General features: G+C 68.0%; 15 protein-coding genes. 12 read left to right on the top strand and 3 right to left on the bottom strand.

Features of this window, described 5'->3' with window-relative positions; genetic code table 11:
• Position 1: 1 nt before the first annotated feature.
• The 7 genes from ACSQ9A_RS09250 to ACSQ9A_RS09220 all read left to right on the top strand — a co-directional run bounded on the left by ACSQ9A_RS09250 (position 2) and on the right by ACSQ9A_RS09220 (position 5,262).
• On the top strand, positions 2–751 hold the full coding sequence (locus ACSQ9A_RS09250; protein WP_436303445.1) for a GntR family transcriptional regulator: 750 nt from the start codon (positions 2–4) through the stop codon (positions 749–751).
• Entirely contained in the window at positions 748–1,539 is a 792-nt protein-coding gene (locus ACSQ9A_RS09245) for a transporter substrate-binding domain-containing protein (protein WP_436290698.1), read from the top strand. The genes ACSQ9A_RS09250 and ACSQ9A_RS09245 overlap by 4 nt, the downstream gene beginning before the upstream one ends.
• A gap of 12 nt (positions 1,540–1,551) precedes the next feature.
• On the top strand, positions 1,552–2,214 hold the full coding sequence (locus ACSQ9A_RS09240; RefSeq protein WP_093102243.1) for an amino acid ABC transporter permease: 663 nt from the start codon (positions 1,552–1,554) through the stop codon (positions 2,212–2,214).
• A 2-nt stretch (positions 2,215–2,216) separates the two neighbouring features.
• The gene (locus ACSQ9A_RS09235) at positions 2,217–2,870 is read left to right on the top strand and encodes an amino acid ABC transporter permease (RefSeq protein ID WP_093102241.1); all 654 of its coding nucleotides are present in this window, start codon (positions 2,217–2,219) and stop codon (positions 2,868–2,870) included.
• Positions 2,854–3,621 (top strand): amino acid ABC transporter ATP-binding protein, encoded by a 768-nt coding sequence (locus ACSQ9A_RS09230; RefSeq protein WP_436303444.1) that lies wholly within the window; start codon positions 2,854–2,856, stop codon positions 3,619–3,621. Before ACSQ9A_RS09235 ends, ACSQ9A_RS09230 begins: the two co-directional genes overlap by 17 nt.
• Positions 3,622–3,727: 106 nt before the next feature.
• Positions 3,728–4,267, top strand: a complete 540-nt coding sequence (locus ACSQ9A_RS09225) for a DUF1439 domain-containing protein (protein ID WP_436303442.1) — start codon at positions 3,728–3,730, stop codon at positions 4,265–4,267.
• Positions 4,264–5,262: a glycerophosphodiester phosphodiesterase gene (locus tag ACSQ9A_RS09220; RefSeq protein ID WP_436303441.1), complete on the top strand. Its 999-nt coding sequence runs from the start codon at positions 4,264–4,266 to the stop codon at positions 5,260–5,262. The genes ACSQ9A_RS09225 and ACSQ9A_RS09220 overlap by 4 nt, the downstream gene beginning before the upstream one ends.
• Positions 5,263–5,316: 54 nt before the next feature.
• Here the strand turns inward: ACSQ9A_RS09220 and ACSQ9A_RS09215 are convergent, their stop codons facing one another.
• Positions 5,317–5,790, bottom strand: a complete 474-nt coding sequence (locus tag ACSQ9A_RS09215) for a Cd(II)/Pb(II)-responsive transcriptional regulator (RefSeq protein ID WP_436303440.1) — start codon at positions 5,788–5,790, stop codon at positions 5,317–5,319.
• 55 nt (positions 5,791–5,845) lie between these two features.
• Here ACSQ9A_RS09215 and ACSQ9A_RS09210 point away from each other — a divergent pair, with 55 nt between their 5' ends.
• The 3 genes from ACSQ9A_RS09210 (at position 5,846) to ACSQ9A_RS09200 (ending at position 8,971) form a co-directional block, all read left to right on the top strand.
• Positions 5,846–6,493, top strand: a complete 648-nt coding sequence (locus ACSQ9A_RS09210) for a cation transporter (protein WP_093102232.1) — start codon at positions 5,846–5,848, stop codon at positions 6,491–6,493.
• Entirely contained in the window at positions 6,486–7,505 is a 1,020-nt protein-coding gene (locus ACSQ9A_RS09205) for a P1 family peptidase (RefSeq protein ID WP_093102231.1), read from the top strand. Before ACSQ9A_RS09210 ends, ACSQ9A_RS09205 begins: the two co-directional genes overlap by 8 nt.
• 104 nt (positions 7,506–7,609) lie before the next feature.
• Positions 7,610–8,971 (top strand): TAXI family TRAP transporter solute-binding subunit, encoded by a 1,362-nt coding sequence (locus ACSQ9A_RS09200; RefSeq protein ID WP_436303439.1) that lies wholly within the window; start codon positions 7,610–7,612, stop codon positions 8,969–8,971.
• Here the strand turns inward: ACSQ9A_RS09200 and ACSQ9A_RS09195 are convergent.
• Positions 8,968–10,242 (bottom strand): PQQ-dependent sugar dehydrogenase, encoded by a 1,275-nt coding sequence (locus ACSQ9A_RS09195; RefSeq protein ID WP_436303438.1) that lies wholly within the window; start codon positions 10,240–10,242, stop codon positions 8,968–8,970. The two genes, ACSQ9A_RS09200 and ACSQ9A_RS09195, sit on opposite strands and share 4 nt — an antisense overlap.
• 75 nt (positions 10,243–10,317) lie before the next feature.
• Positions 10,318–11,979 (bottom strand): energy-dependent translational throttle protein EttA, encoded by a 1,662-nt coding sequence (ettA, locus tag ACSQ9A_RS09190; RefSeq protein WP_093102226.1) that lies wholly within the window; start codon positions 11,977–11,979, stop codon positions 10,318–10,320.
• A 213-nt stretch (positions 11,980–12,192) separates the two neighbouring features.
• On the opposite strand from ettA, the gene ACSQ9A_RS09185 reads away from it, so the two are divergent.
• The gene (locus tag ACSQ9A_RS09185; RefSeq protein ID WP_436303437.1) at positions 12,193–13,443 is read left to right on the top strand and encodes a methyltransferase domain-containing protein; all 1,251 of its coding nucleotides are present in this window, start codon (positions 12,193–12,195) and stop codon (positions 13,441–13,443) included.
• 178 nt (positions 13,444–13,621) lie between these two features.
• Positions 13,622–15,418, top strand: coding sequence for a DEAD/DEAH box helicase (locus ACSQ9A_RS09180; RefSeq protein WP_436303436.1), 1,797 nt, complete (start codon positions 13,622–13,624; stop codon positions 15,416–15,418).
• The last annotated feature ends 28 nt before the right edge of the window (positions 15,419–15,446 follow it).

Below are 15,446 nucleotides of genomic sequence, written 5' to 3'. Positions count from 1 at the left end.
CATGGCCATTTCCGCTCCCGAGATCAGTGCGCGCATCGTTGAAGCGGTGATGGCGCAGAAGCTCGCCCCCGGCTCGCGCCTGGGCGAGCAGCAACTCGCGATGCTGTTCGATTGCAGCCGCACCATCGTGCGGGAGGCGCTCACGCGGCTGGCGGCGCGCGGCATCGTGACCGTGAGCGCACGCCGCGGCTGGTTCGTGATCGAGCCCTCGCAGGCCGAGGCGCGCGAAGCCTTCGAGGCGCGCCGCGTGATCGAGTCGGGCCTGATCCGCAGCGCCGGCCCGATCGACAAGGAGGCCCTGCGCGCGCTCAAGGCACATCTGAAGCGCGAGAAGGCCGCCCTCAAGGACAGCGACATCGGCAACCGCAGCTACCTGCTGGGCGACTTCCACGTCTGCCTGGCCGAGTGTCTGGGCAATTCGCTTCTGGCCGACACGCTGCGCGACTTCACCGCGCGCACCACCTTGATCGCGATGCTCTACCAGTCCTCGCACGACGCGGCGCAGTCCTGCGAGGACCACGTGCGCATCGTCGCGGCGCTGGAGCGCGGCGACACCGCTGGCGCCGAGGCGCTGATGACCGAGCACATCGGCACGGTGCAGTCCGCGCTGCGCGTGCAGCACCCCACCGACCCGCTGGCCCAGTTGCGCGACGCGCTCGCACCGCTGCGCCACGCGCCTGCCGACGACAGGACCAAGGCACAGCTTTTGCGTGATCCCGATTCATCGACCTACCTAGGAGCCCTGTTATGAAATTTTCCAAACGCCAATTCGCGCTGGCCCTGGCATCGGCCGCGCTGCTCGCCTCCGGTGCCGCCCAGGCCCAGAGCGCGCTCGACAACGTGCTCAAGTCCAAGACCCTCAAGGTCGCGGTTCCCACCGACTACCCGCCCTACGGCTTCGTCGGCCCCGACATGGCGCCGCAGGGCCTGGATGTGGAGATGGCCAAGCTGATCGCCGCCAAGCTGGGCGTCAAGGTCGAGCTGGTGCCGGTCACCAGCGCCAACCGCATTCCCTATCTGCAGACCAAGAAGGCCGACCTCGTGATTTCCACGCTGGGCAAGAACGCCGAGCGCGAAAAGGTGATCGACTTCAGCGCCGCCTACGCGCCCTTCTTCCAGGCCGTGTACGCCGCCAAGAGCCTGAGCATCAAGAGCTTCGCCGACATGGGCGGCAAGTCGGTGGCCGTGACGCGCGGCGCCATGGAAGACCAGGAGCTCGCCAAGGTGGCGCCGGCCAACGTCGACTACAAGCGCTTCGAGGACAACAACGCGACCATCGCGGCCTTCGTCGCGGGCCAGACGCAAACCATCGCCACCAGCGCTGCGGTGGCCGGCAACATGATGCAGAAGAACCCGCAGCTCGGCGCCGAGTACAAGCTGCTGCTGAAAGACAGCCCCTGCTTCGTCGGCATCGCCAAGGGCGAGGACGCGCTGAAGGCCAAGGTCAACGAGATCATCGCGGCCGCCAAGAAAGACGGCACGCTCGACGCCCTGTCGAAGAAGTACCTCGGCAAAGAAGCCGGCGATCTGCCGCTCTGACACGGCACTGCCATGGGCATCGAGTTCGACTTCGGGGCCGTGCTCGGCCAATGGCCGCTGCTCGTCAAGGGCATCGTGTGGACGCTGGGCCTCACGCTCGTCGCCACGCTCATCGGCATGGTGGTCGGCATCGCCTGCGCCTGGGCCCGCGCGAGCGGGCCGGCCTGGCTGCGCTGGATCGTGGGCAGCTACGTCGAGCTGATCCGCAACACGCCCTTCATCGTGCAGCTGTTCTTCATCTTCTTCGGCCTGCCGGCGGCGGGATTCAAGCTCTCGCCCGAAGTCGCCTCGGTCATCGCAATGGTGATGAACCTCGGCGCCTATGCGACCGAGATCATTCGCGCCGGCATCGAGGCCACGCCGCGCGGGCAGATCGAAGCGGCGGTCAGCCTGGCGCTCAACAAGGTGCAGGTGTTCACCCGCGTGGTGCTCCCGCCCGCGCTGAAGAAGGTATGGCCCGCGATGGTGAGCCAGATCATCATCGTGATGCTGGGCTCGGCCGTATGCAGCCAGATTTCCACCGAAGAGCTGAGCTATGCGGCCAATCTGATCCAGAGCCGCAACTTCCGCGCTTTCGAGGCCTTCATCATCGCGACGGCGATCTACCTGGCGCTCTCGGTGGGCGCGCGTCGGCTGCTCAACTGGGCGGGGCCGAAGTTCTTCTTCGGAAAGTAGCCATGGTCGAGTTCTCCCTCTGGGACATCCTGCGCAACCTGCTCTTGGCCTTGCGCTGGACCGTGGTGCTGTCGCTGATCGCCTTCGTCGGCGGTGGCTTCGTGGGCGCCGTGCTGCTCTTCGTACGCTTGTCGGGCGGGCGCCTCGCCGAGCGGCTGATCGGTCTCTACGTGCAGCTGTTCCAGGGCACGCCGCTGCTGATGCAATTGTTCCTGGCCTACTTCGGCATCGCGCTCTTCGGCATCGAGGTGTCGGCCTGGACCGCCGCTGCGGTGGCGCTCACGCTCTACACCAGCGCCTTCCTCACCGAGATCTGGCGCGGCTGCGTGGCCTCCATTCCCAAGGGCCAATGGGAAGCCTCGGGCAGCCTCGCGCTGAGCTTCGGCGAGCAGATGCGCCACGTGATCCTGCCGCAGGCCACGCGCATCGCGGTCGCGCCTACGGTGGGCTTCCTGGTGCAGGTGATCAAGGGCACCGCCCTGGCCTCGGTGATCGGCTTCGTCGAACTCACCAAGGCCGGGAGCATGATCTCGAACGCAACCTTCAAGCCCTTCGTGGTGTTCAGCTGCGTCGCCCTGCTCTACTTCGTGCTGTGCTTCCCGGTGAGCCTGTACGCCAAGAACCTCGAAAGGAAGATCCATGGCGCTCGTCGCTGAAGCTCCTGCCCTCGCGGCGCCCATCGTGCGCATCACCGCGCTGCGCAAGTCCTACGGCAGCAACGAGGTGCTGAAAGGCATCGACCTCGACGTCAAGCGCGGCGAGGTGATCGCCATCATCGGCAAGAGCGGCTCGGGCAAGAGCACGCTGCTGCGCTGCATCAACGGCCTTGAGGTGTTCCAGGACGGCTCACTCACGGTGGACGGCAAGCCGCTGCTGCACGAGAGCGCGATGGCGATGCGCGAGCTGCGCCAGCACGTGGGCATGATCTTCCAGAGCTTCAACCTCTTTCCGCACCTGACGGTCGGCAAGAACGTGATGCTCGCGCCCACGCTGGTCAAGAAGCGCAGCGGCATGGAAGCCGCATCGCAGGCGCGCAAGCTGCTCGCGCGCGTCGGCCTGGCCGAGAAGTTCGACGCCATGCCCGACCAGCTCTCCGGCGGCCAGCAGCAGCGCGTGGCGATCGCGCGCGCGCTCGCGATGGAGCCGGCCGTGCTGCTGTGCGACGAGATCACTTCGGCGCTCGACCCCGAACTGGTGGGCGAGGTGCTGCGCGTGGTCGAATCGCTGGCCGACGAGGGCATGACCCTGCTCATGGTGACGCACGAGATGAGCTTCGCGCGCAAGGTCAGCGACCGCGTGATCTTCATGCACCAGGGGCGCGTGCACGAGATGGGGCCGCCGGCCGATCTGTTCGGCAATCCGCAGACGGCGGAATTGAAACAGTTCCTTTCCTCGCTGCACGACTAGGGCCTGTTAACAGGCCCTAGGCCGGGCGCGGAGGGAACCCTCCCGCCTGTGGCAAGCTCCGAGCGGTATGCGCAACCGCTCTTCACTCATTTCCCGCCGCCTTCTCTTGCGCGCCCTGCTGGGTGCCGCCGCAGTGCCGGCGCCTTTCGCGGTGCTCGCCGGCTTCAACTTCTTCACCAGCGAGTACACCGCGAGCCGCGAGGAGTTGCAGGCCCAGATCGCAAAGCGCTTTCCGGTGCAGCAGCGCTATGCCGAGATCTTCACCGTCGGCCTGCGCGACCCGCAGCTGGGCCTCGATGCGAGTGCCAATCGCGCGGCGATCACTGCCGTGCTCTCCATTGCAAGCCCGCTGTTGCGCCCGTCCACCGTCGAAGGCGTGGTTTCGGTCAGCAGTGCGCTCAAGTACGACGCACCGACGCGTGCGCTGCGGCTCGACCGGCCCAAGGCCGAACGGCTCGAACTGCAGGGCGTGACCGGGCGCGACGCCGAACGCCTGCAGCAGATCGGCGCGCTGGTCGCGCAGGAGCTGCTGCATGGCCAGCCACTGCGCACCTTCACCGCCGAGGAGCTGACCGTGGGCCGCAAGACCTACGAGATCGGTGACATCACCGTGCAACAGGACGGCATCAAGGTAGAACTCAAATGAAGTTCACCCCTCGCCTCGCGCCTTGGCTGATCGCGGCCTCGCTGCTCACGGCCTGCGTTTCGCCAGGCCCCGGCGCGAAGCGCGCCTTCGACCTGCAAGCCCATCGCGGCGGCCGCGCCCTCGCACCCGAGAACACGCTGGCCGCCTTCTCGAACGCGATGGACCTGGGCGTCGACACGCTCGAACTCGATATCGGGCTCACGGCCGACGGCGTGGTGGTGATCTCGCACGACACCGTGCTCAATCCGGACCACACGCGCGACGCGAGCGGCGCCTTTCTCACGGCCAAGGGGCCCGCGATCCGTTCGCTGACGCTGTCGCAACTGCAGGCCTACGACGTCGGCCGCATCGATCCCGCGAGCAGCTACGGCAAGCAGTTTGCGAAGCAGCTGGCGAGCGACGGCGAACGCATCCCGACGCTGGCTGCGCTGTTCGAGCGCGTGCGCGAGCGCGAGCGCGGCGCGACGCAGCTCCGCTTCAACATCGAGACCAAGCTGGACCCGACCCGCCCGGACGAAACCGCGCCGCCCGACGAGATGGTGCGCGCCCTGCTCGCCGAGATCGACAAATACGGCCTGGCGCCGCGCGTGACCGTGCAGAGCTTCGACTGGCGCACGCTCGCGCTGGTCGGCCAGTGGGCGCCGCAGATGCGGCGCGCCTACCTCACGAGCGGCCGCACGTTGAAGGACAGCCGCTGGACCTCGAGCCTGCGGCTCGAGGACTTCGGCTCGGCGCCGCGCCTGGTGAAGGCCGCCGCGGGCGAGAGCAAGGGCGCAGTGATCTGGTCGCCGTCCTTCAACGATCTCACGGCCGCGCAGGTGAAGGAAGCGCAATCGCTGGGCTTCCAGGTCGTGCCCTGGACCGTCAACCAGCGCGCCGACATGGCGAAGCTGATGGACTGGCAAGTCGATGGCCTCATCACCGACGATCCCGCGGTGCTGCGCGATGTGATGCGCGAACGCGGTCTGGCGCTGCCGCGCGGGCTCGCCCGCTGAGCCAGGGCCTGTTAGCGCTATTTGTGGGGTCGCGCAAATAGCGCTAACAGGCCCTCACACGTGGCGCGCAGCCCGCGTGCGCTGCGCGCCCGCCAGCGGCTGCCGATCGGCCCGCGCATGCAGCGCTTCGATGATGTGGCATTGCGCATCGGTGCCGTCGCAGCAGTCGCGCAGCGCGATCAGGTCCTTCTCGAGCGAACGCAGTTCGCGCAGGCGCTCGCGCACATGGCCCAGATGCGCATCGAGCGCGACGCAGGCGGCGGCGCAGTCGGCCTTGCTGCGCAGGTCGAGCCCGAGCAGGGTGCGCACCTCGTCGAGCGACATGTCCATGGCGCGGCACAGGCGGATGAAGCGCAGCCGGTGCACGTCGGCATCGGTGTAGAGCCGGTAGCTGTTGTCGCCGCGGGCCTGCGGCGCGATCAGCCCTTCCTTCTCGTAATAGCGGATGTTGGTGGCGCTCACGCCGCTCTGCGCGGCGGCATCGCCGATGCGGTAACCCTGCACGGTGGGCGGGTTTACGACTGCCATGGCTTGACCTTCCAGTGACTTCAACCTTTCCAATGGTGCCATCACTGGAGAAACCATGTCTGCGAACTGCTGCGATCACGATCACGACCACGAACATCTTTCGGCCTCCGACACGCCGCGCTACCGGCGCGTGCTGTGGGTGGCGCTGGCACTCAACGTGCTCATGTTCGCCGTGGAGATCGGTGCCGGCTTTCGTTCGGGCTCGGTCTCTCTGCTGGCCGATGCGATCGACTTCTTCGGCGATGCCGCCAACTACGGCGTGACCCTGGCCGTGCTGTCGGCGGGCCTCACGTGGCGCGCGCGCGCCGCAGTGCTCAAGGGCCTCAGCATGCTGGGCTTCGGCGTCTTCGTGGCCGCCAAGGCGCTGTGGTCGGCCACGCAGGGCGTGCCGCCCGAGGCGCTGACCATGGGCCTGGTCGGCGCGCTGGCGCTGGGCGTCAACGTGCTGGTCGCGCTGCTGCTCTACGCCTTCCGCGAAGGCGACGCCAACATGCGCAGCGTGTGGCTGTGCTCGCGCAACGACGCGATCGGCAATGTGGCCGTGATGCTCGCGGCGCTGGGCGTGTTCGGCACCGGCAGCGCCTGGCCCGACCTCGCGGTGGCCGCCGCGATGGCGGCGCTCGCGATCAGCGGCGGCTGGTCGGTGCTGCGGCAGGCACGCGGCGAACTGCGCCGCGGTCCCATAATCGCCGGCGATGTCTGATGAACATGCCTCCTCCCCGGCCCCGCATGCGGGCGCCATCACCGATGTCTCCGGCATCGAAGTCGGCCACTTCAGCGATACGCGCCGCCCCACCGGCTGCACCGTGATCCTCGCGCGCGAAGGCGCGGTCGCCGGCGTGGACGTGCGCGGCGCCGCGCCCGGCACGCGCGAGACCGACCTGCTCGCGCCGGGCAACTTCGTCCAGCAGGTGCATGCCGTGATGCTCGCGGGCGGCAGCGCCTGGGGCTTGGCGGCGGCCGATGGCGCGATGCAGTGGCTGGAAGAGCATGGCATCGGTTTCGACGTCCGCTTCGGCAGGTTGCCGATCGTGCCGGCCGCCGTGCTCTTCGACCTGCCGGTCGGCGATGCGCGCATCCGGCCCGATGCCGCCGCCGGCTATGCGGCCTGCGCGGCCGCATCGACAGCCGCTCCGGCCGAAGGCAATGTGGGCGCCGGCAGCGGCGCGCTGGTGGGCAAGCTGTTCGGCGTGCACCGCGCGATGAAGGGCGGCATCGGCACAGCCTCGATCACCGTCAACGGCGTGACAGTCGGCGCGCTGATCGCCTGCAATGCGCTCGGCGACGTGCTGGATCCCGACACGGCCCAGGTCGTGGCCGGCGCACGCACCGAAGATGGCCGCGCACTGCTGGACACGCGCCGCGCACTGCTGCGCGGCGACCTGCCCCAGCCGCTCTTGGCCGGAACCAACACCACGCTGGGCGTGATCGCGACCGACGCCGTGCTCAGCAAGGTGCAGGCCAACCGGCTCGCGGCCGTCGCCCACGACGGCCTGGCGCGCGCGATCAACCCGGTTCACACCATGAGCGACGGCGACACCCTGTTCGCGCTCGCCACCGGCCGCGTGCCGCTCGAAGGCGATGCGCCCGGAATGACGGTGCTGGGCACCATGGCCGCAGAGGTCGTGGCGCGGGCCACGCTGCAGGCGGTGCGGGCGGCGCGCACGGTGCGGATCGGGGAGAGCTACTTTCCTTGCGCTGCGGACCTGGGGTGAAGGGGCCGCTCGCACGCGCTTTGTAACCGCAGCGCTGTCCAAAGCCACTCAAAATGCCCGCTGCCGCGCCCGCGGCGACCCCGAGCACCGTTTCATCCCACCGCATGCCTCGCACCATCCGCCTCGTCCTGCTCTCCATCCGCGACCTCATCGCCTCGGCCGGCCCCGTGGTCTTCCTCGTCATCGGGCTGCTGATCGCCGCCTATTGGTGGCTGGAGCCGCAGCCGCCCAAGCACGTGAGGCTCGCGACCGGCCCGGCCGGCAGCGCATACGCCGAGTTCGGCAAGCGCTACGCCACGGCGCTCAAGGCCAACGGCATCGAGGTCGAGCTCAAGCCGACCGACGGCTCGCAGGACAACCTGCAGCTGCTGCGCAGCGGCGGCGCCGACGTGGGCTTCGTGCGCGGCGGCAGCGCCGACCCGGTGGCCGACGAGGAAGCGGGGCTCAGCTCGCTCGGCAGCCTGTTCTACGAGCCGCTGTGGTTCTTCTACCGCAGCGACGCGGCGCGCGCGGTCGACCGCAAGACCGGCCGGCTGACTTCGATCGCGCAGTTCCAGAAGCTGCGAGTCAACGTCGACAAGCCAGGCAGCGGCGTGCCGGAGATCATGGAGCGGATGTTCCGTGCCAATCACATGGATCCGGAGAAGCTGCAGCTGTCGAACCTTGAGCAGTCGCCCGCCACCGAAGCGCTGCAGGCCGGCCTGCTCGACGTGATCGTGCTGGCCTCGGCGCCGCAGTCGCCGCTGGTGCAGCGGCTGCTGCGCGCTCCGGACATCCAGTTGATGGAGTTCGGCCAGAGCGATGCCTATTCGCGGCGCTTCGCCTTCCTGCAGGACGTGACGCTGCCGCGCGGCGTTGTCGATCTCGCGGTCGACCTGCCGCCACAGGACCTGTCGATGCTGGCTGCCACCACTTCGCTGTTGGCACGCGAGAAAACCCATCCCGCCCTGCGCCAGCTGTTCGCGCAGAGCGCGCAAACGCTGCACAGCGGCGCCGGCTGGTTCAACCGCGCGCGCGATTTCCCGAACACCCGCACCAGCGAGCTGCCGGTCAGCCCCGAGGGCGACCGCGCCATCAACGGCACGCCGCCCTTCTGGCAGCGTTATCTGCCCTTCTGGGCCAGCAACCTGGTGGAGCGCATGTGGCTGGTACTCGGCGGCCTGCTGGTGCTGATGCTGCCGCTCAGCCGCGTGGTGCCGCCCCTCTATCAGTTCCGCGTGCGCCGGCGCGTGTTCCGCTGGTATGCGCGCCTGCGCGAGGTCGAGAACAAGCTCGAAGCCGGAACCGGCGAGCGCGAGGCGCTCATCAAGGAATTGGACGACCTCGATCGCGTGGTCAACAAGGTGGCCGTGCCGCTCTCCTACGCCGAAGAGCTCTACGCGCTGCGCAACAACATCTATGCGGTGCGCAAGCGGGTGCTGGCGCGCATGCCGGCCGTTGTTGTGCCCCAGACTGCAAAAGCCTAGCGCTGCAGCCGCAGCAGCTTGCCGTTGGCGCTGTCGGTCAGCAGGTAGATCCAGCCGTCCGGCCCCTGCCGGACATCGCGAATGCGCTCGCCGCGATCGGCCAGAAGACGTTCACGCCCGGTCACGGTGTTGCCGTTGAGCGTGAGCCGCCACAGCGCCGTGCCCGCCAGCGCGCCGACGAACAGGCTGCCCTTCCAGTCGGGCAGCGCATCGCCGGTGTAGAAGGCCATGCCGCTGGGCGCGATCGAGGACTTCGCCGTGCCCGGCGTCCACGCCGAGCCGTCGATCTTCTCCCAATAGGTCAGCGGCTGCTCCATGCCGGCCTTGGCCGTGCCGTCGCCGACCTGCGTGAGGGTGCCGTATTCCTGCCCGTAGCTGATGACGGGCCAGCCGTAGTTCCTGCCGGGCAGCGAGAGATTGACTTCATCGCCGCCCTGCGGCCCGTGCTCGTTGACCCACAGATCGCCGGTCGCCGGATGCAGCGCCGCACCCTGCACATTGCGATGGCCGTAGCTCCAGATATGGGGCTGCGCGCCGACCACGCCGAAGTCGGGATTGCCCGGCGCCGGCACGCCATCGGTGGTGATGCGCACCACCTTGCCGTGCCCGCGCGTCAGGTCCTGGGCAAAGCCGCGCTGGTCGGTGTTCATGCGCTCGCCCAGGGTCACGAAGAGATAGCCGTTGCGATCGAACACCAGGCGCGAGCCGAAGTGCGCATTGCTCTGCGCTCTGGGCAGCTGCCGATAGATGACGACGAAATTGCTCAGGCTGCGGCCGGCGACGTCGAGTTCGGCGCGCGCCACCGCGGTGCTGTTGAGGCTGGCGTTGCCCGTATCGCGTTCCGAGTAGCTGAAGTAGATGCGGCGGTTGCTCGCGAAAGCCGGATCGACCACCACATCGAGCAAGCCGCCCTGCCCGACCGCCTCCACCACCGGAACGCCGCTGACCTGATCGGCCCCGCCATTGACCGGCGTGCCGTCGCCATTGCGCAGCCGCATCTGCCCGCCGCGCTGCGTCACGAGCAGCTTGCCGTCGGGCAGGAAGGCCAGGCCCCAGGGGCTGTTGAGGCCGGAGGCCAGCTCCGTCACCTTGACCACCATCGGCGAGGCCGGCGGTGCCGGCGGCGGCGGATTGGCCGCCGGGGGCGGTGCGGGTGCCGCCGTCCCATTCACCCCGAAGGCGCTGATGGAGACGCTGCCCCCGCCACCCCCGCCCCCGCATCCCGCGAGAAGCACCATCGACGCCGCCACACACCGAATCGCCGCAGCCATGTCCGCTCCTAACGGCGCCCCGGGCGCCCATCTGGAAGCGGAAGTTTGCCTCGCTTGCGGCGGTTCAGCGCATTGTTACTTCAGCGCCTTGAAGCGCATCCGGTGCGGCTTGGCACCCTCTTCGCCCAGGCGCTTCTTCTTGTCGGCCTCGTACTCCTGGTAGTTGCCGTTGAAGAAGGTCCACTGGCTGTCGCCTTCGGCCGCGAGGATGTGGGTCGCGATGCGGTCGAGGAACCAGCGGTCGTGACTGATCACGAGCACCGAGCCCGCGAACTCGAGCAAGGCGTCTTCCAGCGCGCGCAGCGTTTCGACGTCCAGGTCGTTCGAGGGTTCGTCCAGCATCAGCACGTTGCCGCCGGCGATCAGGGTCTTGGCCAGGTGCAGGCGGCCGCGTTCACCGCCGGACAGCGTGCCGACCTTCTTCTGCTGGTCGGCGCCGTTGAAGTTGAAGCGCCCGGCATAGGCCCGGCTCGCCATCTGGAACTTGCCGACGTTGATGATGTCGAGGCCGTCCGAGATGTCCTGCCACACCGTCTTCTCGTTGGCGAGCGCATCGCGGTGCTGGTCGACGAAAGCCATCTTGACCGTCTGGCCGACCACCACCTCACCGCTGTCCGGCTTCTCCTTGCCGGCGATCAGCTTGAAGAGCGTGGACTTGCCGGCGCCGTTGGGGCCGATGATGCCGACGATGGCGCCGGCCGGGATCTCGAAGCTCAGGTTGTCGATCAGCAGGCGATCGCCGAAGGACTTGCTGACGTTCTTGAACTCGAACACCTGGTTGCCCAGGCGCTCCGCCACGGGGATGAAGATTTCCTGCGTTTCGTTGCGCTTCTGGTATTCGAAATCGCTCAGCTCCTCGAAGCGGGCCAGGCGCGACTTGCTCTTGGCCTGGCGCGCCTTCGGGTTCTGGCGCGACCATTCGAGTTCCTTCTTCAGCGCCTTGGCGTGGGCTTCTTCGCCCTTCTGCTCCTGCGCCAGGCGCTCGCCCTTCTGCTCGAGCCAGGTGCTGTAGTTGCCCTTCCACGGAATGCCGCGGCCGCGGTCGAGTTCGAGAATCCACTCGGCCGCGTTGTCGAGGAAGTAGCGATCGTGGGTGATGGCCACCACGGTGCCCGGAAAGCGCTGCAGGAACACTTCGAGCCACTCGACCGATTCGGCGTCCAGGTGGTTGGTCGGTTCGTCGAGCAGCAGCATGTCGGGCTTGCTGAGCAACAGGCGGCACAGCGCCACGCGGCGCTTCTCGCCGCCCGACAGCACGCCGATGTTGGCTTCCCACGGCGGCAGGCGCAGCGCGTCGGCCGCGATCTCGAGCTGGTGCTCGGAATCGGTGCCGGCGGTCGCGATGATGGCTTCGAGCTGGGCCTGCTCGGCCGCCAGCGCGTCGAAGTCGGCGTCTTCCGCGCCATAGGCCACGTAAACCTCTTCGAGGCGCGCCTTGGCCGCGTAGACCGCGCCCATCGCTTCCTCGACCGACTCGCGCACCGTGTGCGCGGCGTTCAGCTTGGGCTCTTGCTCGAGGTAGCCGATCGTGAGGCCGGGCATCGGCAGCGCCTCGCCTTCGATCTCCTTGTCGATGCCGGCCATGATCTTGAGCAGCGACGATTTGCCCGAGCCGTTCAGGCCGAGCACGCCGATCTTGGCGCCGGGGAAGAAGGAAAGCGAAATGTCCTTCAAGATCTGCCGCTTTGGCGGCACGGTCTTGCTGACCTTGTTCATGGTGTAGACGTACTGGGCCATGTCTATCTCTGTTCGGTGATGGGGACTGCTCGGGGTGGTCGGGAAACCCGGCAACGATCTTGTGCGAGGATCGATGGCGAATCTGCCTTGCATGGCAGGCGCTTGCTGCTGCAGCGCGTTTTCCGACCGGGGGTTTGCTGCCAAGTCTAACGCAGGGGCCTCGATTCCTTGAACGGGGGCCTGAAGCGCTGCTATTCTCAGGCGCACCCGCCTATGTGTGCCGCACCCGCCCACGATGCCTTCGACCAGGCCAAGCAGCTCTTCTTCGACGGGCTGAAGGCCTTCGAAACAGCCCGCTTCGACGCCGCCGAGCAGCTCTTCCTGGCTTCGCTCGCGCTGCTCCCGGGACGCGTCTCGACCCTGATCAATCTTGCCGCCACGCAGCTGAAACTGTCGCGCCCGCAAGAGGCCCTGGCGGTGGCCGAGCAGGTGCTCGCGGTGGAGGCCGACAACGCCGATGCCTGGTTTCACAAGGCCACTGCGCTCGGCCAGTTGAATCGCCACCGGGAAGCATTGGCCGGCTACGAGAAGGTGCTGCAGCTCGGCATCCTTCCCCCCGCCGAGCCATGGTTTCGCCACGGCCAGACCCTGCAGGCGCTGGATCGGCCCGAACAGGCGCTCGCCTCCTACGACCGCGCGCTGGGCGCGGACCCCGGCCTGGCCGAGGCCTGGAGCAATCGCGGCGGCATCCTGCGGGAGATGAAGCGCAACGAGGAAGCGGCCGACGCCTTCATGCAAGCCATGGCACACGGTGCCGATCCGGAACTGCATCGCTACTACCTGGCATCCGTCTCCGCGCAGGCTGTTCCGGCGACGGCGCCGGCCCACTACGTCGAGACCCTTTTCGACGACTACGCCGATCAGTTCGATGCGCATCTGGTGGGCCTGCTCGGCTATCGCGCGCACAGCACGCTGGCCAGGCATCTGGCCGCATTGGGCCGCGGCCCTTTCCGCTCGGCGCTCGACCTCGGCTGCGGAACAGGGCTCTGCGCGCCGTTGCTGAAACCGATGACCCAAAGACTCGTGGGCGTCGACCTGTCCAGCCAGATGATGGACAAGGCACAGGCCCTCGGCCTCTACGACCGCCTGGTGCATGCGGACATCGTGGACTACCTGCGAGGCACGGACGAACGCTACGACCTGATCACGGCCGCCGACGTCTTCATTTACGTCGGCGATCTGGAACCAGTGTTCGCGGCGCTGGAAAAAGCCATGGCGCCGAACGGAATCTTCTGCTTTTCGGCCGAATGCGCTGCCCATGAAGGCGTCGACTTCGAACTGCTGCCGAGCCTGCGCTACGCCCATTCGGGACGCTATCTTCGCGCTCTGGCCATGCAACACGGCTTCAATGTTGTCCAGCTGATTCGCGCACCGATACGCGAAGACCAGCGCGAGCCAATCCAGGGCATGTTCGTTTATCTGAGCCGCGCCGAGGGCGGCGAAACCCGACTCATGCGACAATAGCGCCTGTTGCCGGGTCCAGTTGCCCGCAACGCCGGCCCTCCGCCGGGGACGACGAAGGCCCATCTCAAGGCTTTCAGGCTCCCACCCCTGACCCTCATTCGCCTTTACTGGCTCGACGTCGCCAAGACGCCGTAGCGGGCGAATACCACTGCGCCGTGTAAGGCGCTTGTTGAACTCAATGAACTTTGATGAACTGAAGCTGGCCCCGGCCATCTTGAAAGCCGTGCACGAGCAGGGCTACGAAACCCCCACCCCGATCCAGGCCCAGGCCATTCCTGCGGTGCTCGAGGGGCATGACCTGCTCGGCGGCGCCCAGACCGGCACCGGCAAGACGGCCGCTTTCACGCTGCCGATGCTGCACAAGCTCACGATGAGCCGCAGCGCCACCAACAAGTTCGGCGGCACCGGCGTGCGCGCCCTGGTGCTGACCCCCACGCGCGAACTCGCGGCCCAGGTCGAAGAGTCGATCCGCACCTACGGCAAGTACCTCCAGCTGAGCTCGACCGTGATCTTCGGCGGCGTCGGCATGAACCCGCAGATCAGCAAGCTCAAGAGCGGCGTCGACATCCTGGTCGCCACGCCCGGCCGCCTGCTCGACCTGCAGCAGCAAGGCATGCTCGATCTGGCCCAGGTGCAGATGCTGGTGCTCGACGAAGCCGACCGCATGCTCGACATGGGCTTCATCCACGACGTGAAGAAGATCCTCGCGCTGGTGCCGAAGGAAAAGCAGAGCCTGCTCTTCTCCGCGACCTTCAGCGACGAAATCCGCGACCTCGCCGCCACGCTGCTGAAGAACCCGCAGAGCATCCAGGTCACGCCGCGCAACACCACGGTGCAGCGCATCACGCAGGTGGTCCACCCGGTGGGCCGCGGCAAGAAGAAGGCGCTGCTTGCGCACATCATCAACGAGCACAACTGGAGCCAGGTGCTGGTGTTCACCCGCACCAAGTTCGGCGCCAACAACGTGGCCGAATTCCTGACCAAGAACGGCATCGAAGCGATGGCGCTGCACGGCAACAAGAGCCAGAGCGCGCGCACCCAGGCGCTGGCCGGCTTCAAGAGCGGCGAGATCCGCGCGCTGGTGGCAACCGACATCGCCGCCCGCGGCATCGACATCGACGAGCTGCCGCACGTCGTGAACTACGAGATTCCCAACGTCAGCGAAGACTACGTGCACCGCATCGGCCGCACCGGCCGCGCGGGCGCGAGCGGAGAGGCGGTGAGCCTGGTCTGCCTCGACGAAGAAGGCTTCATGCAGGAGATCGAGCGCTTCACCAAGCAGCAGATCCCGGTCAAGCTGATCGACGGCTTCGGCCCCGAGGAAGGCGAGCGCGCCGAACCCATCGCGATGGGCCGCCAGACCATCTGGGGCGGCGCCGGCCGCCCGCCGAGCCGCGAAGTGATGCAAGCGGCGGCCAAGGCCGCGCGGCAGGAAATGATGCAGCGCATCCGCGACAACAAAGCGGGCCAGGGCGAGCAGCGCAGCAGCGGTGGCGGCAATGGCGGCGGCCAGCGTCGCGGCGGCGGTGCTGGCCAGGGCGCACCGGCCGGCCGCAACGGCGGCGGCCAGGGCCAGCGCGGCCAGGGCGGCGGGCGTGGACAAGGCCCGGCGCGCGGACCGCAGGGTCCGGCACGCACGCCGCACCATGCACCGCACCACGCGGTGCAAGGCCACCTGCCGCACGAGGAGCGCCAGCCGCGCCATCACGGCAACAGCCACAGCCCGACGCAGGCCGATGCGGTCGCGCACCTGCGCGCCGAAGCGGTGGCCGGCGCGGCGGGCCAGCCCGATCCCTTGCGCACCAGCGTCGACAGCCTGGGCGGCCGCGGCCGTCGCGGCGGCGGTGGCTACGGCGGCAACCGGTCCGGCGGCGGTGGCCGTTCGGGCGGTGGCGGCGGTCGTTCAGGCGGTGGCTACGGCGGTGGCGGTGGCGGCGGCGGCTACGGCGGCGGTGGCCGCTCCTTCGGTCGCTGAGAACACGACCACTGCACAAAGGGCGCTT

The sequence above is a fragment of the Variovorax sp. LjRoot290 genome (genome assembly GCF_964253985.1).
GTDB lineage: Bacteria > Pseudomonadota > Gammaproteobacteria > Burkholderiales > Burkholderiaceae_C > Variovorax.
The sequence above is the reverse complement of the archived record's forward strand: the minus strand, read 5'-3'. Positions and strand labels throughout refer to the sequence as shown.